This is a genomic window from Janibacter sp. LM (assembly GCF_039631275.1).
GTDB classification, from domain to species: domain Bacteria; phylum Actinomycetota; class Actinomycetes; order Actinomycetales; family Dermatophilaceae; genus Janibacter; species Janibacter terrae.
In genome coordinates, this window is sequence record NZ_JBDIVG010000014.1 from 14,187 (window position 1) to 33,109 (window position 18,923).

General features: G+C 72.5%; 18 protein-coding genes. 15 read left to right on the forward strand and 3 right to left on the reverse strand.

Annotated elements, in window-relative coordinates:
* Positions 1-99: 99 nt before the first annotated feature.
* The 13 genes from ABC138_RS08440 (at position 100) to ABC138_RS08500 (ending at position 15,160) form a co-directional block, all read left to right on the forward strand.
* A complete protein-coding gene (locus ABC138_RS08440) occupies positions 100-1,782 on the forward strand; it encodes a sodium:solute symporter family protein (RefSeq protein WP_068425164.1) in 1,683 nt (560 codons plus the stop codon).
* Between the two features lie 15 nt (positions 1,783-1,797).
* Positions 1,798-1,929, forward strand: coding sequence for a putative transporter small subunit (locus tag ABC138_RS08445; protein ID WP_211596828.1), 132 nt, complete (start codon positions 1,798-1,800; stop codon positions 1,927-1,929).
* 36 nt (positions 1,930-1,965) lie between these two features.
* Positions 1,966-2,952: a DNA topoisomerase IB gene (locus ABC138_RS08450; RefSeq protein WP_338539022.1), complete on the forward strand. Its 987-nt coding sequence runs from the start codon at positions 1,966-1,968 to the stop codon at positions 2,950-2,952.
* Positions 2,953-3,126: 174 nt separating this feature from the next.
* Complete coding sequence (locus ABC138_RS08455) at positions 3,127-3,573, forward strand: hypothetical protein (RefSeq protein ID WP_068327311.1); 447 nt, start codon at positions 3,127-3,129, stop codon at positions 3,571-3,573.
* A complete protein-coding gene (locus ABC138_RS08460; RefSeq protein ID WP_345913376.1) occupies positions 3,570-4,799 on the forward strand; it encodes a divalent metal cation transporter in 1,230 nt (409 codons plus the stop codon). Before ABC138_RS08455 ends, ABC138_RS08460 begins: the two co-directional genes overlap by 4 nt.
* Before the next feature lies 1 nt (position 4,800).
* Positions 4,801-5,592 carry a hypothetical protein gene (locus ABC138_RS08465; RefSeq protein WP_345913377.1) on the forward strand — a complete coding sequence of 264 codons (792 nt, stop codon included), beginning with the start codon at positions 4,801-4,803 and terminating at the stop codon, positions 5,590-5,592.
* A gap of 50 nt (positions 5,593-5,642) precedes the next feature.
* Positions 5,643-6,827 (forward strand): zinc-dependent alcohol dehydrogenase, encoded by a 1,185-nt coding sequence (locus tag ABC138_RS08470; protein WP_345913378.1) that lies wholly within the window; start codon positions 5,643-5,645, stop codon positions 6,825-6,827.
* Between the two features lie 58 nt (positions 6,828-6,885).
* Positions 6,886-8,052: a hypothetical protein gene (locus tag ABC138_RS08475; protein ID WP_345913379.1), complete on the forward strand. Its 1,167-nt coding sequence runs from the start codon at positions 6,886-6,888 to the stop codon at positions 8,050-8,052.
* 35 nt (positions 8,053-8,087) lie between these two features.
* On the forward strand, positions 8,088-9,554 hold the full coding sequence (locus tag ABC138_RS08480; protein ID WP_345913380.1) for an aspartate aminotransferase family protein: 1,467 nt from the start codon (positions 8,088-8,090) through the stop codon (positions 9,552-9,554).
* Positions 9,551-10,885, forward strand: coding sequence for a SidA/IucD/PvdA family monooxygenase (locus ABC138_RS08485; RefSeq protein WP_068327325.1), 1,335 nt, complete (start codon positions 9,551-9,553; stop codon positions 10,883-10,885). Before ABC138_RS08480 ends, ABC138_RS08485 begins: the two co-directional genes overlap by 4 nt.
* Positions 10,882-13,236 carry a GNAT family N-acetyltransferase gene (locus ABC138_RS08490; RefSeq protein ID WP_345913382.1) on the forward strand — a complete coding sequence of 785 codons (2,355 nt, stop codon included), beginning with the start codon at positions 10,882-10,884 and terminating at the stop codon, positions 13,234-13,236. Before ABC138_RS08485 ends, ABC138_RS08490 begins: the two co-directional genes overlap by 4 nt.
* 75 nt (positions 13,237-13,311) lie before the next feature.
* Entirely contained in the window at positions 13,312-14,619 is a 1,308-nt protein-coding gene (locus ABC138_RS08495) for a hypothetical protein (RefSeq protein ID WP_345913383.1), read from the forward strand.
* A gap of 28 nt (positions 14,620-14,647) precedes the next feature.
* Complete coding sequence (locus ABC138_RS08500) at positions 14,648-15,160, forward strand: GyrI-like domain-containing protein (protein ID WP_345913384.1); 513 nt, start codon at positions 14,648-14,650, stop codon at positions 15,158-15,160.
* On the opposite strand, the gene ABC138_RS08505 is transcribed toward ABC138_RS08500, so the two are convergent.
* Positions 15,161-15,994, reverse strand: coding sequence for an SDR family oxidoreductase (locus ABC138_RS08505; RefSeq protein ID WP_345913385.1), 834 nt, complete (start codon positions 15,992-15,994; stop codon positions 15,161-15,163).
* Positions 15,991-16,305, reverse strand: coding sequence for a hypothetical protein (locus tag ABC138_RS08510; RefSeq protein ID WP_068327340.1), 315 nt, complete (start codon positions 16,303-16,305; stop codon positions 15,991-15,993). The genes ABC138_RS08505 and ABC138_RS08510 overlap by 4 nt, the downstream gene beginning before the upstream one ends.
* Before the next feature lie 74 nt (positions 16,306-16,379).
* Between ABC138_RS08510 and ABC138_RS08515 the strand changes: the two genes are divergently transcribed.
* Together ABC138_RS08515 and ABC138_RS08520 are read left to right on the forward strand one after the other, a co-directional pair.
* A complete protein-coding gene (locus ABC138_RS08515; protein ID WP_345913386.1) occupies positions 16,380-17,558 on the forward strand; it encodes a thiolase family protein in 1,179 nt (392 codons plus the stop codon).
* Positions 17,558-18,304 carry an enoyl-CoA hydratase/isomerase family protein gene (locus ABC138_RS08520; protein WP_345913387.1) on the forward strand — a complete coding sequence of 249 codons (747 nt, stop codon included), beginning with the start codon at positions 17,558-17,560 and terminating at the stop codon, positions 18,302-18,304. The genes ABC138_RS08515 and ABC138_RS08520 overlap by 1 nt, the downstream gene beginning before the upstream one ends.
* 75 nt (positions 18,305-18,379) lie before the next feature.
* Here the strand turns inward: ABC138_RS08520 and ABC138_RS08525 are convergent, their stop codons facing one another.
* Complete coding sequence (locus ABC138_RS08525) at positions 18,380-18,877, reverse strand: DUF4395 domain-containing protein (protein WP_345913388.1); 498 nt, start codon at positions 18,875-18,877, stop codon at positions 18,380-18,382.
* Positions 18,878-18,923: the final 46 nt, after the last annotated feature.

Sequence of the window (18,923 nt, forward strand, 5' to 3'; positions counted from 1 at the left end):
TTGCGGCGGTTTTCACATGTTTGGCGCCATTAGCCTTCGCCGCGCCCCCGGGTTACCTTGCGCCCAGCCACACCCACAACACCACACCGGAAGGAAGGCATGCCGACGCAGCCGCCCCTGGGCATCGCGACCATCATCCTGCTGCTCCTCCTCTTCTACGGACTGACCATGGTCATGTCGATGAGGATCAGCCGAGGCAAGGAGAACGCCGACGAGTACATGACAGCCGGGCACAACATCGGCTTCGGCATCTCGGCGGCCTCGATGACCGCGACCTGGATCTGGGCGTCGTCGATGTACGCGTCCGTGACCTCCGGCTACACGTACGGCATCTCCGGGCCCATCCACTACGGGCTGTGGGGGGCGCTGATGATCCTCTTCATCTACCCCTTCGGCCGACGGATCCGCCGGGTCGCGCCCCACGCGCACACCCTCGCCGAGGTCATGCGCGCCCGGCACGGCCGCTCCAGCCAGCTGATGCTCGCGATCTCCAACGTGCTCGGCAGCGTCATCTCGCTGATGTCCAACTTCATCGCGGGCGGCGCCCTCATCTCGATGCTCTCTCCGATGAGCTTCATCCAGGGCGTGCTGATGATCGCCGCCGGCGTGCTGCTGTACACCGTCTGGTCCGGGTTCCGCGCGTCCGTCCTCACGGACTTCGCGCAGGTCGTCGCGATGCTGCTCTCGGTCGTCGTCCTCGTGCCGGCCTTCTTCTTCGTCCTCGGCGGCCCCGACCTGCTGCGCGAGGGCGCCGGCAACCTCACCCAGCAGCAGTCGAGCTTCTTCTCCTCCGAGGCCTTCCTCGGCCAGGGCGCCCCGTACATCGCGGCCGTCCTCGCCTACGCCATCGGCAACCAGACGATCGCCCAGCGCCTCTTCGCGGTGCGCGAGGACCTCATCAAGCCGACCTTCATCACGGCGACCATCGGGTACGGCGCGACGATCATCGGCATCGGCATGATGGGAGTGCTCGCCCTCTACGCCGGCATCACCCCGGCCGGCGGCGACCCCAACAACCTGCTGCCGCAGATGGCCGCCTCGCACCTCGCGACGCCGCTCATCGTCATCTTCTTCGTCATGATCATCGGCTCGCTCTCCTCGACCGCCGACTCCGACCTCGCCGCCCTGTCGTCGATCGTCATGACCGACATCTACGGGGAGCGGGCCCGCCGCGGCGGTACCGTCAACCCGGCGACGATGCTGCTCATCGGGCGCCTGACGATGGTGGTCGCGACGGTCGCCGCGGTGCTCTTCGCCGCGCTCGAGCTCAACATCCTCGACCTGCTCGTCTTCGTCGGTGCGATGTGGGGCTGCCTCGTCTTCCCCGTCATCGCCTCCTTCTACTGGACCCGGGTCACCAACTCGGCCTTCACCGTCTCCGTGCTCGTCGCCTTCGTCGTCTTCCTCCCGGTCCGCTTCTCCTGGCTGCCGCAGTCCGGGGCGCTCGACCTCGCGATCGACGTCATCGGCGTCATCGGCGCCGGGATCGTCATCGGGCTCATGGCCTTCGGCTTCTTCGGGGCCCGGGCCGGGATCACGATCGGGACGGTCTTCGCGGTGGGGGTCGCCCCCTTCGCCATCGGGGTCATCTCGCAGCACCCGGCCCTGTCCGGGTCGCTCAGCGCCTATGCCGTCTCGACGATCGTCTGCGTCGTCATGTCGCTGCGGTCGCGGCAGGCGCCCTTCGACTTCGCGCTCATCGCGGGTCGCACGAGCGACTTCACCGACGACGAGGTCGCGACCGAGCACGACGACCCCGACCTCCAGCCCGCCCGCGCCTGACCTCTGGGAGCCCGCATGTCCATCACCGCACTCACCGCCTACATCCTCGTCTGGCCCGTCGTCGTGGCCGTCGTCCTCACCGTCATCTGCGTCGCCTTCTACAGGGCGTGGCGGGCGGCCAGGGACGAGGGACGCGACATCATCTGACGGGTCACCGGCCCCCGCGTCGGGTATGACAGGACCATGCGACGCAGCAGCCCCGACGAGCCCGGCATCCGCCGGCGACGCGCCGGACGGGGGTTCACGTACGTCCACCCCGACGGGCGCCGGGTCGGCGCCGAGGTACGCGCCCGCATCGAGGACCTCGTCATCCCTCCTGCCTGGCAGGACGTGTGGATCTGCACCGACCCCGACGCCCACCTCCTGGCCACCGGCGTCGACGCCGCCGGCCGGACTCAGTACCTGTACCACCCGCGGTGGCGCGAGCAGCAGGACCGGGACAAGTTCGACCGGGTCCTCACCCTCGCGCCGGCCCTGCCCACCCTGCGTCGTGCCGTGCGCGCCGACCTGCGGTCACCGGGGCTGACCCGCGCCCGCGTCACCGGCCTGGCCCTGTGGTTGCTCGACACCGGCCGGCTGCGGGTCGGGTCGACCGCGTACGAGGCGGAGCACGGGTCGCACGGGGCCACCACACTGCTCACCGAGCACCTCCACGACCGCGGCGACGGCGTCCTCCTCGAGTTCCCGGCGAAGGGGGGCCAGGCCGCCTCGGTCGCGGTGCAGGACGAGGACGTGACCCGGACCCTGCGCGGCCTGCGCCGCGCCGGTCGTCGCGGCGAGCACCTCATGCGCTACCGCGAAGGGGGCGAGCGCCACGACCTCGCCCCACGCCACGTCACCGACCGGTTCGTCGAGCTCGTCGGCGAGGAGCACACGGTGAAGGACCTGCGCACGTGGGCGGCGACCGTCACCGCCGCAGAGGCCCTGGCGCGCGCCGCCCGCGGCGGTGGCGACCCCGACGACATCGAGCGCGCGGCGTTGCAGGCCGCCGCGGACTCGCTCGGTGACACCCTCACGGTCGCCCGCGACAGCTACGTCGACCCACGCGTCCTGGCGGCGCACCGCGCGGGGCGCCACGTCCGGCCCACGCGGGGCCAGCCGCTCGAGCACAGCGACACCGTGCGGCGACGGGTCGAGCGCGAGCTCGTGGCGCTGCTCAGGGCGACCTGACACGCGCGGGCACCCCTGCGGTGGCGCATGATCGGTGCAGGACGGGGTAGGCAGGGGGCATGTCCCGCGCTGCGACCGGTGCGCCATGATCGAGGGCTGGCCCCTGGGTCTGGGCTGGCTGATGCTCATCGGCCTCGTCTGCCTGCTCGCGTATGTCGTGCTCCGGGAGCGACGATGACGCGACGGACGGTCGTGGCGACGACGATCGGGGTGGTGCTCGCGCTCACCGGCTGCGTCACCCCGGCGTTCGACTCGGGGGCCTTCCGGCAGAACGCCCGTGGCGCCGTCGGCTCGGGGCTCTCCGAGACCGCGACCGCCGAGCTCGTCGTCCGGCAGGTCCTCCAGGACCGCGTGACCGACGCCGTCGCGGACACGAGCCTGAGCGGCTGCGAGGACGCCATCGGGCCCATCGAGGACAGCTTCGGCAAGGTGCAACCCCCGCACAGGCGGGACGACCCCCTTCGCTCCGACGTGCTGAGCGCCCTCGGTGACGCGGACGAGGCGATCGCCGACGCCCGCATCGCCGCCCGCCGGCACGACACGAGCGGTCTGCGGCAGGCGCTGCACGACCTCGAGGCGACGGTACGGAAGTTCGAGAAGCTCGAGCAGGACCTCGGATGAAGAAGGCCCTCGCCCTTTTCCTCGGCCTGCTGACCGCGATCGGCGGCTTCGTCGACATCGGTGACATCGTGACCGCCGGCGTCGTCGGCTCGCGCTTCGGCCTGTCGCTCGCCTGGGTCCTCGTGGTCGGCACCTTCAGCATCTGCGTCTTCGCCGAGATGAGCGGCCGGGTCGCGGCCGTGAGTGGACGGCCGACCTTCGACCTCATCCGCGAGCGCCTCGGGCCACGGGTCGGGCTGCTCAACCTCGTCGGCTCCATCGCCGTCACCCTGCTGACCTTCATCGCCGAGATCGGTGGCGTCGCGCTCGCACTGCAGCTCGCGACGAGCGTCAACCCCTACCTGTGGATCCCCGTCGTCGCCGCCGCGCTCTGGTTGGTGTTCTGGCGGGTGAAGTTCTCCGCGCTCGAGGACACCTTCGGGCTCGGCGGCCTGGCCCTCGTCGTCTTCGCCGTCGCCGTCTGGCAGCTCTCGCCGGACTGGTCGCAGATGTGGCACGAGGCGTCGACGGCGACGATGCCGCAGCCGGAGGGGATCCCGACCTACTGGTACTACGCGGTGGCGATCTTCGGCGCGACCATGACGCCCTACGAGGTCTTCTTCTTCTCCTCCGGCGGCGTCGAGGAGGGGTGGACGCGCAAGGACATCCCCACGATGCGCGCCAACGTCTTCCTCGGCTTCCCCCTGGGCGCGGTGCTCTCGGTCGCGATCACCGCGTCGGCGGCCATCGTCTTCCTCCCCCTGTCGATCGAGGTCGGCGAGCTGAGCCAGACGGTGCTGCCCGTCGGCATGGCGCTGGGCAAGATCGGTATCGCCATCGCCCTGCTCGGCCTCTTCGCCGCCACCTTCGGCGCGGCCTGCGAGACGGGTCTGTCGGTGGGCTACAGCGTCTGCCAGTACTTCGGCTGGCAGTGGGGCAAGTACGCCGAGCCGCTGCACGCCACCCGGTTCCACACGATCCTGCTCCTGCTGTGCATCCTCGGCCCGGGCGTGCTGCTCACGACCGTCGACCCGATCATGGTCACGGAGTACTCGGTCGTCTTCAGCGCCGTCGCCCTGCCGCTCACGTACATCCCCATCCTCATCGTCGCCAACGACCGCACGTACATGGGCGACGGGGTCAACGGGTGGCTGGCCAACGTGTGCGGCACCGCCGTGCTCGTCCCCGTGCTCGTCGCGTCCGCGGCCGCCGTGCCGCTGATGCTCATCACCCGGGTGGGGCAGTGACATGACCATCCACGCCTTCCACGACAGCCTCGTCAAGCGCCTGCTCGACCACCAGGTCGTCGACCGCGAGGGCCGCCTCCTCGGCAAGGTCGACGACCTCGCCCTGCGCGAGGACGGCGACGGGCTCGTCGTCGAGGGCCTGCTCATCGGCCCCGGGGCGCTCGCACCGCGCTACCCCGGCGTGCTCGGTCGCTGGGGCTGGGCGATCTGGCGACGGCTCAACCACCCCGACGACCCCGGCGTCGTCCTCGTCCCCTGGCGCGAGATCACCGACCTCGGCTCGGCGATCCAGGTGGTGGACCGGGCCGGCGCCGAGCTGCTCGCCTCCTTCGGCCTCGAGCGGTGGTTGCGCCGCCACCTCATCGGGCGCATTCCGGGGGCGAAGGGGGACGGTGACCAGTTCGACGACGACTCGCCCCGGTCAGGGGGCCGCCACGGCCCGATCCCGCAGCGGGGCAGCGACGGCGACGTGCACCGCATGACCGAGCTCTTCGCCATGGCGGTCATCGACGAGGGCCACGAAGCGGGCCGGCACATCACGGACCTGGAGGCGCGGACCGCCTTCGTCGGGTCCGGCCCGCGCCTCACGCGGGTGCTCGTGGGGCCGCGCGTCGTGGGCTCGAGCCTGGGCTACTCCTCGGAGGAGCAGGACGGGCCGCGGGTGATCCGCTGGATCATCGACGCCGTGCACCGGGAGGCGCACTGGCACGACGTCGCCGACCTGGCCGAGATCTCGTGGTCGCAGGGGCAGGTGCGGCTGCGCGGGGAGGCCGGTGGGCACGGGCACGGTTGAGGGTCGCCCGGGCGGGTAGCGGTAGCGGACCCGATGCCGAGGAGGCACCCATGAAGGCCGTGACCTGGCAGTCCCCCGAGACCCTCGAGGTCATCGACGTCCCCGACCCGCGGATCGAGGAGCCGACCGACGCGATCGTGCGCGTCACGTCCACGGCGATCTGCGGCTCCGACCTGCACCTGTACGGCGTGCTCGCCCCCTACCTCCAGCCGGGGGACGTCCTCGGCCACGAGGCGATGGGCATCGTCGAGGAGGTCGGCCCCGACGCCGGCGACCTCCGGGTCGGCGACCGCGTCGTCGTCCCCTTCAACATCTCCTGCGGGGACTGCTGGATGTGCCGCCGCGGGCTGCAGTCGCAGTGCGAGACGACGCAGGTGCGCGACCAGGGCAAGGGGGCGGCGCTCTTCGGCTACTCGAGCCTCTACGGCTCCGTCCCGGGCGGCCAGGCCGAGCTCCTCCGCGTCCCCCAGGCGCAGTACGGACCGGTGCGGCTGCCGGAGAGCGGGTCCGACGAGCGCTACCTCTACCTCTCCGACGTGCTGCCCACCTCGTGGCAGGCGGCGCGGTACGCCGACGTCGGCGAGGGGGACACCGTCGTCGTCATGGGGCTCGGCCCGATCGGGCAGATGACCGCACGGGCCGCGCGGCTGCAGGGCGCCGAGCGCGTCATCGGCGTCGACCTCGTCGACGAGCGCCTCGCGATGGCCGCGGCCCATGACATGGAGACGATCGACATCCGCACCGTCGACGACCTCCCTTCGGCCGTCCGGGAGGTCACGGACGGCCGGGGTGCCGACCGTGTCATCGACGCCGTCGGGATGGAGGCGCACGGCAACCCGATCGCCGAGCGGGTCATCGGTGCCACGAGCCGGATGCCGAAGCCGTTGGCCCGCAAGGCCATCGAGACGATCGGCATCGACCGCCTCAAGGTGCTGCACCAGTGCTTCGACATCGTCCGGCGCGGCGGCACGGTCTCGCTGAGCGGCGTCTACGGCGGCATGGCCGACCCGATGCCGCTCATGCGGATGTTCGACAAGCAGGTCACGGTGCGCATGGGCCAGGCCAATGTCCGGCGCTGGAGCGACGAGCTGCTCGAGATGGTGACCCGTGAGGAGGACGTCTTCGACGTCGAGGGCCTGGCGACGCACCGCGTGCCGCTCTCGCACGCCCCGGAGGCCTACCGCACCTTCCGCGACAAGGAGGACGGCTGCATCAAGGTGGTGCTCTCCCCCTGACGCGCACCACACTGGGGAGATGACCGCGCCGACGCGCCCCGCGCAGGAGCGGTGACCCGTGCGGCGGGTCACCGCGCTCGGCGCCGCCGCCGTCGCCCTCCTCGCCGGCTGCGGCTCGCCCGCACCCACCTGGGAGCCGGTCGCGCTCCCCGGCCCCGGTCGGGTCGTCACCCTCACCGGTACGCCCGAGGGCGTGCTCGTCGGGCGCTACGACGAGGACCCCACCGAGCGCACCTCGATCCACCTGCTGCGGCCCGACGGCACGACCCGGGCCGTCGGGATGCAGACGCGCTGGGAGTGGGCCGGTCGTGAGGCCGAGCTGCTCACCGTGGCCTCCGGCGAAGGGGGCACCGTCGCCGTCGGCGGCCATCGCGCCGGCGCGCACGGCAACGTGCGGTGGACCATCTGGAGCGGCGACACCCGGCGGGTGGTCGAGCAGCCGCAGCGGTTCGAGACCTTCGGCGGGTGGGACGCGGGCGGGCTCGTCGGGGCCGCGGTCGGCCCGCGCGGACCCGTGGTGCTCGGCAGCTGGGTCAGCGCGAGCAAGCACGGCAGCGACGTGGCGGTGTGGACGCGGTCGGGTGACCGGTGGTCGCAGCCGCGCGACGCCGGGGCGGACCTGCGGGCCTCGGACGCCCGGCAGCCCTCACCCGGCGCGGTGACGGCCGTGCCCGGTGGCTACCTGGCGGTCGGGTGGGTCACCGAGCTCGAGCCGGCGATCCGCGACGTCGCGGTCCTGTGGACGGCGAGCGCGCCCGCCGGACCGTGGCGGGAGGTGCGCTTCCCCGCGGACGACGCAGGCGTCGAGCGGCCGACTGCGGTCTCGTGCGCCGTGGACCACTGCGCCGTGGCCGGTCGCCGCGACGACGACGTCGTCGTGTGGCGGGTGCCGCTCGGCGAGGGCCTGCCGACGCGCGTCGCGTCGGCCGAGCTGGTGGCGGCCGACGTGCTGACCTCCCAGTCCCCGACCATCGCCGCCGTCGCCGGGTCGGTGGACACCGTGGCGCACAGCGACGGGGGCACGACCCACGTCGCGCAGCTCCACGAGGACGCCGCTGCCGCGGACCTGCCCGGTCGGCTGGTCGGCCTGGCCGCGCAACCCGACGGGCGGGTGGTCGTGGCGACCACCGACGAGGGGGCGGGGAGCAGGGGCTGGCGCTCGCCCCCTTCGCCCCGAGCGTGGGCACAGGAGGACAGCGACGGAGCCAGCGTCTATGTTAGGTAAGCCTAACTAAGGATTACCTAACTTCGAGGAGCTCCGTGAAGTCCCTGCTGACGCACGACACCGCTGACGACTACCGCGCCGGGATGTCCCGGGTCACCGACCTCGTGGCCCGGCACCTGGCCACGAACGCCCCCTCGAGCGGCGCAACCGTCGCCGACCTCTCCCCCGCTGTGGACGCCATCGACCTCGACCGGCCTGCAGCTGACCTGGACGCTGCCCTCCAAGAGGTCACCGACCTGTACCTGCGCGACGCGATCTGGTTCCACCACCCCTCCTACGTCGCGCACCTCAACTGCCCGGTCGCACTGCCGGCGGTGCTCGCGGAGGGGATCATCGCGGCGGTCAACACCTCGGTCGACACCTGGGACCAGAGCGCCGGCGGCACCCTCATCGAGCAGCGACTCGTGCGGTGGACGGCGGAGCGGATCGGCTTCGGGGACGAGGCCGACGGCGTCTTCACGAGTGGCGGCACGCAGTCCAACCTCCAGGGCCTGCTCCTGGCGCGGGGCGAGGCGCAGCGTCGAGCCGAGGCGCAGGGCGCGACCCCCCGCCTGCGCGTCCTCGCCACCGGTCACAGCCACTTCAGCGTCATCAAGGCGGCCCGGGTCATGGGGATGCACCCGGACGACGTCATCGCCGTACCGACCGGCGCGAGCGGCCGCATGTCCCTCACGGCCCTGCGCAGCGAGCTCGAGCGCATGGGCATGCGCGGCGAGCGCGCGATGGCGATCGTCGCGACCGCCGGCACGACCGACCTCGGCGCCATCGACCCGATCCCGGGCATCGCCGAGCTCGCCGCCGAGCACGACGCCTGGCTGCACGTCGACGCCGCCTACGGGGGCGGGCTGCTCGCCTCCCACCGCCGTCGGGACCTGCTCACGGGCATCGAGCGCGCGGACTCGGTGACCGTGGACTTCCACAAGACCTTCTTCCAGCCCGTGAGCTCCAGCGCGATCATCGTCCGTGACAAGGCGACGCTCGCCCACGTCACCCACCACGCGGACTACCTCAACCCAGCCACCGCCGTGACGCCCAACCAGGTCGACAAGTCGCTGCAGACGACGCGCCGCTTCGACGCGCTCAAGCTGTGGATGACCCTGCGCGTCACCGGCGCCGACGCCGTCGGGGAGATGTTCGACGAGGTCATCGACCGCGCGCACGAGGTGTGGTCGGTGCTCGTCGCCGACGACCGCTTCGAGGTCGCCGCCGAGCCGATGCTCAGCACCGTCGTGCTGCGGTACCGCCCGCCGCGGCTGGACCCGCAGGACGCCGACTCGCTCAACCCCCGCATCCGGCACGCCCTGCTCGACCGGGGCGACGTCATGGTCGCGGGCACGACGATCGACGCCCGGGCGTGGTTGAAGCTCACCCTGCTCAACCCGCAGACCACCCTGGCCCACCTGCGCGGAATCCTCGAGGCGATCGCCGCCACCGGTGAGCTGCTGGTGGCAGAGGACGCGCTGGACGAGGGCCGGCTCCCGGCGCTGGAGGTGGCGCGATGAGCCGGGTGCACGACCTCGTCGGCATCGGCCTCGGGCCCTTCAACCTCGGACTCGCCGCGCTGATCCACGACCTGCCGGACGTCGACGGCGTCTTCCTCGAGTCCCGCGGCGAGTTCTCGTGGCACCCCGGGATGTTGCTCGAGGGCGCCACGATCCAGGTGCCCTTCATGGCCGACCTGGTGACGATGGCCGATCCGACCTCGCGATTCAGCTTCCTCAACCACCTCAAGGCGGTCGGACGGCTCTACCCCTTCTACATCCGCGAGGACTTCAACCCCTTGCGCGCCGAGTACGACCAGTACTGCCGGTGGGTCGCCGACCAGCTCGAGACGATCCGCTGGGGCCACGAGGTGACCGCGGTCGAGCGCGACACCGACGGGGTCTACACCGTCACCGCCCGGCGCGGGGACGGGACGCTCATCCCGCTACGCGCCCGGCACATCGTCCTGGGTATCGGCACGGAGCCCGCCGTCCCGCCCGTCACCGAAGGCCTCGGCGGACCCGTGACCCACTCCGGGGGCTATCTCGACGCGCGAGCAGCGTTGCAGGACAAGGAGAGCATCACGGTCATCGGCAGCGGGCAGTCCGCCGCCGAGATCTACCTCGACCTGCTCGAGGGCTGCATGGCCCACGGCTACCACCTGACGTGGATCACGCGCTCCCCGCGGTTCTTCCCCATGGAGTACACCAAGCTCACGCTCGAGATGACCTCGCCCGAGTACGCCCGGTACTTCCGCGGTCTGCCCATGGCGCGCCGCGACGTCCTCACGCGTGAGCAGCGCAACCTCCACAAGGGCATCAGCGGTGACCTCGTCGACGTCATCTACGACACGCTCTACCGGCTGCGCGTCGAGACCGGAGGTCCCGTGCCCACCACCCTGCTGTCCAGCAGCGAGCTGCAAGAGGCCAGCTGGGACGAGGACCAAGGGAGGTACCGCCTGGTCGTGCACCACGAGGAGCAGGAGGCGGCGGTGCACGTCACGAGCGCAGGCCTGGTCCTCGCGACCGGCTACCGCCCGCGGACACCGCACTTCCTCGCGCCCGTCGAGGACCGCATCCGGCGCGACGCCCGGGACCGCTACGACACCGGCGACGACTACAGCGTCGACGTCGACAGGAGGATCTTCGTGCAGAACGCGGAGGAGCACACCCATTCCGTCCTCGCCCCCGACCTCGGCATGGGCGCTCACCGCAACTCGGTGATCGTCAACGCGGTCGCGAGACGCGAGGTGTACCCGGTGGAGGAGCGGATCGCCTTCCAGCACTTCGGGGTCCACGAGATCGAGTCACCAGTGGTCGAGCGTGCGCGGCTCGTCGAGGTGGGCCGATGACGACCTGGCACCATCTCTCCCCGATCGGACGGATCACCATCGAGCCGGTCGTCCCGGCCGAGCACGGCGCGCTGCTGCACACGTGGGTCACGCACCCGCGGTCCGCCTTCTGGGGCATGCAGGGATCGACGCGCGCGGAGTCACGGGCAGCCTTCGACGAGATCGACGCCGACGCCCACCACGACGCCTGGCTCGGTCGGGTCGACGACGAGCCCGTTTTCCTCACCGAGACCTACGACCCCGCGCACAGCGCACTCGCCGCGCACTACCCCGTCGCCGCGGGCGACCTCGGCATGCACGTGCTCGTCGCACCGACCGGCACCCCGGTGCGTGGGCTGACCTCGCAGGTCTTCCGCGCGGTCATGCACTTCTGCTTCCGCCACCCCGCGACCACGCGCGTCGTCGTCGAGCCGGACGCGCGCAACCATCCGATCCACTCGAAGAACGCCGCCGCCGGGTTCGTCGTCGACCGGCGGATCTCGCTGCCGGACAAGGAGGCCCTGCTGAGCTTCTGCACGGCCGTGGACTTCGCGACGAGCCGGCTCGAAGGCGGCGGGGGCCTCCCTTCGCCCGACGTCGCCCACTTGCAGCCAGAGGTGATGGCGCGTGCCCACCGCCACGTCGCGGCCAAGGCGATCGGTGAGTTCGCCCACGAGCGGCTGCTCGCTCCCGAGTCGACCGGTGACGGGCGCTGGACGATCGCGGCGGGAGACGCCCGCTACACCTTCGCCGCGACCCGGCACGCGCTCGAGCACTGGCGGGTCGATCCGACGAGCCTGGAGCGGAGCCTCGACGGCGAGCCGGCCGAGGTCGACGCCCTGACGGCCGTCTCCGACCTGCACGAGGACCTCGGTACCCCCGACCACCTGCGCTCGACCTACCTCGAGGAGCTCAGCGGGACCCTCGCGAGCCTGGCCCACAAGTGGCACCACGAGCAGCACACCAGCCGCGAGCTGGTCGGCGCCGACTTCCAGACGATCGAGGGCGCGATGACCGAGGGGCACCCTGCCTTCGTCGCCAACAACGGCCGGATCGGGTTCTCCGCGACCGACCACGCGGCCTACTCCCCCGAGGCCGGATCCGAGGTACGTCTCGTGTGGGTCGCGGTCCGCCGCAGCGTCGCCCATCTCGCCCTCGCCGACGGCGTGACCGAGGCAGACCTCTACGACGGTGAGCTGGACGAGGCGGACCGGGCGCGCTTCTCCCTCCACCTCGAGACGCTGGGTCTGGAGCCGGCGGACTACCTCTACCTGCCCGTCCACCCCTGGCAGTGGGACCACAAGCTCGCGGTGACCTTCGCAGCGGACCTCGCGCGGCGCGACGTCGTCCACCTCGGCCCGAGCACCGACCGGTACCGGGCGCAGCAGTCGATCCGGACGTTCTTCAACACCGACCGACCGGAGCGGCACTACGTCAAGACCGCGCTGGCCATCCAGAACATGGGCTTCCTACGCGGGCTGTCGTCGCACTACATGGCCGCGACGCCCGCGATCAACGACTGGGTGGCGCGGATCGTCGCGGGTGACCCAGACCTCGCCGACTGCGGATTCCGCGTGCTGCGCGAGGTCGCGGCGATCGGCTACACGGGCGACGCGTACCACCAGCTCGGGGTCCCCAACCCGCACACCAAGATGGTTGCCGCGCTGTGGCGCGAGTCGCCCGTGCCGAAGCTCGGCGTGGGACAACGTCTCCAGTCCTTCACGGGTCTGCTGCACCGCGACTCCGACGGCGGCGCGCTCATCACCGAGCTGATCTCGGCCAGCCCGATCGGCGCCACCGAGTGGGTCCGCCGGATGCTCCGGGCCTACCTGCGGCCCGTCGTGCACTGCCTGGGGGTGCACGACCTGGCCTTCATGCCGCACGGCGAGAACGTCATCCTCGTGCTCGAGGACCATGTGCCCACCGGCATCTTCATGAAGGACATCGGTGAGGAGGTCGTCGTCATGTCCGACCGACCGCTGCCCGCAGACGTCGAGCGGATCCGGCACGTCCTCGACCCGCAGGTGCAGTCGCTGTCGGTGCTCACGGACGTCCTGGACGGGGTGCTGCGCTTCATCGCCGAGATCCTCACCGACGACGGTGTGCTCCCGGGCAACCAGTTCTGGTCGCTCGTCGCGGAGTGCATCGCCGAGCACGCGGAGGAGCACCCCCGGGCCGCGCGCCTGGACCTGCTGCGCGCGAGCTTCGAGCACTCGTGCCTCAACCGGTTGCAGCTGCGCAACACCCTGCAGATGGTCGACCTGACCGACCCGGAGGGCTCCCTCATCCGCGTCGGCGACCTGGCCAACCCGCTGCACCCCCCCAGGGCGATGCAGGGTTCGGGGTCCGACGAAGGGGACGTGGCCGGATGAGCCGACACCGGCGCGGGCTGCGCGGCCCGTGCTGGCGCTCGCCCCCTTCGCCCCTGGCACCGGTACCGTGACGGGGTGATGGGGGACACGCCGCAGCTGCCGAGCCGGCGCACCCTCGTGACCGGCTCGCTCGGCGCGGTCGCCCTCGCCGCGACCGGCACGGGCGGCCTGGCCCTGTACCGCGACCGTCACGAGGTGCCCGCGTCCTACGGGCTCACCGTGGCCATGCGCTCGACCAGCGGCCCGTGGCGGCAGACCCGCGAGATCGTCCCCGCCGACGGCCTCGAGCTGCTCCTCCCGGGCACCCGCGTGCTCGCCGGCCCCGAGCAGGAGCGCCTGCTCGACGCGCAGGAGGAGTGGCTCGGCAGCGTCGCGCTCCCGGACCACGTGCCGGGGACCCCGCGCGACCTCTTCCGCCAGGCCGCCCTCGACGTGTGGGTGCTCTCCGCCGGCCTGCCGATGGCCGTCGCCGGGTGGTCGCCGATGTGGCGGCACGCCTGGCCCCGCGACACCGCGCACGTCGCCGTCGCCCTCCACCACCTCGGGGACGCGAAGGGGGCGACCCGCCAGCTCTCCGCCCTCGCCTCCCGCGTCGGCCGGGCCGCACGGATGGAGGCGCGCTACGCGCTCGACGGGGGCACACCGGACGACCGGCCACCGCAGGACGACGGCTTCGGCTGGGTGCTGTGGGCCGCGCACACGACCGCCGGCTCGTGGCGGGGCGATGCGCACGGACCGCGGGTCGAGGCGCTCGTGCGGCACTGCGCCGCGACCCTGCTCACGCGCCTCGACGACGACGGGCTGCCGCTCCCTTCGCCCGACTACTGGGAGCTGGAGGCCGACCACCTCACGCTCGGCACGGCCGCACCCCTGCTCGTCGGGCTCGAGCGCGCGGTGCAGCTGCTCGGGCCGAGCCGGCTGCGCGAGCGCTGCGCCGCCGCGGCCGAGCGGATGGCGACGCGCATCGACGAGACCTTCGGCGCGCGGGGATGGCCCCGCGAGATCGCCGGCGGGAGCAGCGACAATGCGGTCGCCTTCATGCTGCCGCCCTACCGCCTGACCGACCGCGCAGACCTGCGGGCCGCGCTCGACCGGGCCGCCGAGCAGATGCGCCGACCCAACGGGGGCTACGCGCCCGGGGGCGGCTGGCGAGAGGACGGGGTCGCCTGGACCCCGGAGACCGCGGTGCTCGCCGCGGCGTGGGCGACCTCGGAGGCGACCCGGGACCGGGCCCGCGAGACGCTCGTCTGGCTCGCCCGTCACCGCACCTCCGCCGGGTCGCTCCCGGAGAAGGTGCGCGACGACGGGTCCCCCGCCGGGCCGTCACCGCTCGCCTGGACGGCCGCTGTCACCCTCACGGCGGGGGCCAGCGTGGGAGGGTGAAGGACCCCACCACCCCGAGGAGGACCTCGTGAGCGACACCCCCACCCACCCGGCCGCGCCCCACGAGCAGGTCACCTACCTGAGCACCCAGGCGGTCCCGACCGTCGTCCGGCTGGCCGAGGACGTCCTGCCCGGTGACCTGGCAGGGATCTTCGACGAGAGCTTCGGCGCGCTCGTGCCCGCCCTGCAGGAGAAGGGGATCCAGGTCGCCGGACCCGCCTTCTCCATGCACCGCCGCATGCCGGGGGCGACGATGACCTTCGAGCTGGGCTTCCCGCTCGCCGCGCCCCTCGACGGCGAGCTCGAGGCGGGCGGCATCGCCTTCCATCCCTCGGTCCTGCCGGCGACCCAGGTGGCGACGATGTCCTACCTCGGCGGCTACGACGGGCTGGGACAGGCGTGGTCCCGCCTCATGCGGCAGACCGCCGCCGACGGCCAGCAGCCGGCGCTGCCCTTCTGGGAGGTCTACGTCACCGAGCCGCGGCCCGACATGGACCCGAGCACGCTGCGGACCGACCTGTTCCTGCCGTACGAGGGCTGATCAGCCGCGCAGCACCTCGCGCAGCGGCGTGGCCGGGTGCCCGGTCAGCGCCTCGACGTCACCGGTCACCTCGGCGTGCTCGCCCGCGGCGATCGCGGTGTACGTCGAGATCCACCCGGCGACCTCCCACTCGGGGGCGCCGTAGGCCGCCCGGGAGGCGCGGGCCTCGGCGAGGGTCTCGTCGACGTACCTGATGTCACGCCCCTCGACCTCACCGAGGATCGTCGCGATCTCCGTGAAGGACAGGGCTGCCGGCCCCGTGAGCGTGTACGTGGCACCGGCGTGCGCAGCCGGGTCGGCGATGACCGCTGCGGCGGCATCGGCGATGTCGTCCTGCGCGACGACGGCGACCCGACCGTCACCGCCGGGACCGCGGATGGCACCGTCCTCGCCGACGAGGCCGGGCATGAAGTCGGCGTAGAAGCCGTCCCGCAGGAAGGTCCACGTCATGCCGGACGCCCGGATCTCGTCCTCGGTCACCGCGTGGTCGCGGGCGAAGGTGAAGGTCGACCCCGGGCTCGCCCCCTGGAAGGACAGGTAGACGAGGTGCCGCACCCCGGCGGCAGCCGCAGCGTCGACGAAGGTGCGGTGCTGCTCGGCCCGGTCCGCCGCCTCCGAGGCGGAGACCATGAAGGCGGTCTCGACGCCCTCGAGCGCCGCGCGCACCGCCGGACCATCGGCGAAGGGGGCCACCACGGCACTCGACCTCGGCAGGTCGGGTGCCCGGTCGGGGTCGCGGACGAGGAGGCGCAGGGGGACCCCCTTCGTCGCGAGGCGCTGCGCCACCCGACCACCGATGCGACCGGTCGCGCCGGTGAGGGCGACGGGGGTCATCGCCGGTCGGAGAGCACGTACGAGGCGGCGGCAGACAGGGCGGCGACGCCGAGGACGGCCGGCCAGGCGCCGACCTTCTTGGCGAGCGGGTGCGAGGCGCCGAAGCCGCCGAGGTAGATCGCCGACAGCGCCGCGGTGGTCGCGGGGTCGGTCTTGGCCAGCCAGCTCCGGCCGGCGAGCAGGCCGGCCCCGCCGAGGACGAGGCCGCCGAGCGGGCGGATGCCGCTCTCGCGCGCGGTGAGGTAACCGCCGACCAGCCCGAGGGCGGTCACGGGGGCGGTCTGGACGAGGTGAGCGTCACGAAGTGCCATGCGGACAAGGCTACGACCGGGGCGAAGGGGGATGGGATGCTGCCGTGAGCACTGCACCCGACCCTGGAGCCACCATGAGCAACGAGAAGATCGTCGTCGTCGACGGCGCCCGCACCCCCACCGGCAGCTTCGGTGGCATGTTCAAGGACGTCCCGGGCCACGAGCTCGGCGCGACCGCGAGCCGCGAGGCGCTGCGCCGCGCCGGCGTCACGGGCGAGGACATCTCCGAGGTCGTCATGGGCTGCATCGGCCAGGTCGGCCCCGACGCCTACAACGCGCGGCGTGTCGCCGTGACCGCCGGCCTGCCCGCGAATGTCCCGGCCTACACGGTCAACCGGCTCTGCGGCTCCGGCCTGCAGGCCATCTGGTCCGCGGCCATGGAGATGCGCTGGAACGACCTCGACTTCACCCTCGCCGGCGGTGACGAGTCGATGACCCGGATGCCGTTCTACGACTTCGGCGCCCGCAACGGGTACCGGCTCGGCAACCGCCAGCTGCAGGACGGCACCGTCCTCATGCTCACCGACCCCTTCCACGACATCCACATGGGCGTCACCGCGGAGAACGTCGCGAAGAAGTACGGCGTCTCCCGCGAGGAGCAGGACGAGTTCGCGCTGGAGTCGCAGCGCCGCGCGGCGACCCCGGAGGCGCGGGCCGCCTTCGCCGAGGAGATCACCCCGGTCGAGGTCGGTGGCCGCAAGCCCTTCACCGCCGACACGGACGAGCACCCCAAGCCGGACACCACCCTCGAGACCCTCGCCCGGCTCCGCCCGGCCTTCACCAAGGACGGCACCGTCACGGCCGGCAACGCCTCGGGGATCAACGACGGCGCCGGTGTCGTCGTCCTCGGCCGCGAGTCGGCCGTGCAGGAGCGCGGGCTGAGCGGGCTCGTCAGCCTGGAGGCCGTGACGACCGCCGCGATGGAGCCGGAGCTCATGGGCTACGCGCCGACGCTCGCGCTCAAGGCCCTCTTCGACAAGACCGGGCTGCAGCCGTCCGACATCGGGGTCATCGAGCTCAACGAGGCCTTCGCCTCGCAGGCCGTCGCCGTCATCCGCGACGCCGGCCTCGACCCCGCGCAGGTCAACCCCTACGGCGGGGCCATCGCGCTCGGCCACCCCGTCGGCGCGACCGGTGGCATCCTCACGGTCCGCGCCGCCAAGCACATGGTCCGCGCGGACCTCGAGTACGGCATCGTCACGATGTGCATCGGTGGCGGCCAGGCCCTCGCGGCGCTCTTCCGGCGGATCTGATGGCGGCCGTCGAGTACTCCGTCGCCGACGGGGTCGCACGCATCCTGCTCAACCGGCCGGAGGCGTCCAACACCATCGACATGGCGCTGGCCACCGGCCTGCGTGGAGCGGTGGCCGCGGCCGCGGAGGACGACGCCGTGCGCGCGGTCCTGCTCACCGGGGCCGGGAAGCGCTTCTGCAGCGGCGGCGACATCCGCAGCTTCGTCGACGAGGAGGACCCTGCCTACCTGCAGCGGCTCGCCGAGGAGGCCGGCGCCGCGGTCATCGCGCTCGAGGACCTCGCCAAGCCGGTCGTGACGGCCGTGCAGGGCGCCGTCGCCGGCGGGGGCCTCGGGATCATGCTGGGTGGGGACGTGGTCGTCGCCCAGGAGGGCACGAAGTTCGTCTTCGCCTACCCGGCGATCGGCCTGACGCCGGACTGCGGTGCCTCGTACCTGCTGCCGCGCGCGATCGGCCAGCAGCGGGCGCTCGCCTTCGCCCTCTCGGGTCGGCCGATGTCGGCCCAGGACGCGCTGGCCCAGGGTCTGGTGGCCGAGGTCGTCGAGGACGCGCAGGCCCGTGCGCTCGAGCTGGCGATCGGCCTGGCGAAGGGGGCGGCCGGCGCCTTCGGTGACAGCCGCCGTCTGCTGCGCGCCTCGTGGACCCGGGACCGGGCCGCGTCCGCCGTCGACGAGGCCGCGACCCTGAGCAGCCGTGGGCAGGGCGAGGAGGCCCGGGCGCTCTTCGCGCAGTTCCTCGGCCGCTGACCCGCTCCCGCTCGCCCGTTCGTCTGCATTCCCCTAGGGCAATGCAGACGAACGGTCGCGAGAGGCTGCATTGCCCTAGGGCAATGCAGAGGGCTGGGGCCGGCGAAGGGAGATGTCCGCGCAGGCCTCGCAGGTGTCCTCGGGGACGACGCCCCAGCGCATGAGGTGGCCGAAGGCGAAGCAGCCGGCGCAGAAGCCGAGCGCCGCCTCCAGGGTGGCGAAGAGGGTGAGGACGCCGAGGACGATGCCGGCAGCCATCGTCTGACCGAACCCGAGAGCGAGCACGGCCGCCGTCGTCGAGAAGGCGACACCGATGCCCTGGGCGAAGCGCTTGGGCGGGCCGGGCGAGAACCTGGGCGCACCCAGACGGGGCCCGACGACCTTCATCGCGAGCCAGCCGAGGGGGCTGAGGCGCGGACCCGCCAGCACCCGGCCGAGGAACCCGAGCGCGAGCGGCACGGTGAGCCACCACCAGCCGGTCACGAGCGTCAGCACGCTCAGCAGCACGACGCCGGTCGCGACCGTGCGCGCCGCCTTCTCGTTGACCGGGTCGGGGAAGTCGAAGAAGCCCATGCCGTCAAGCATAAGATCATGTTTGGCCAGACATAACATCCTGTGA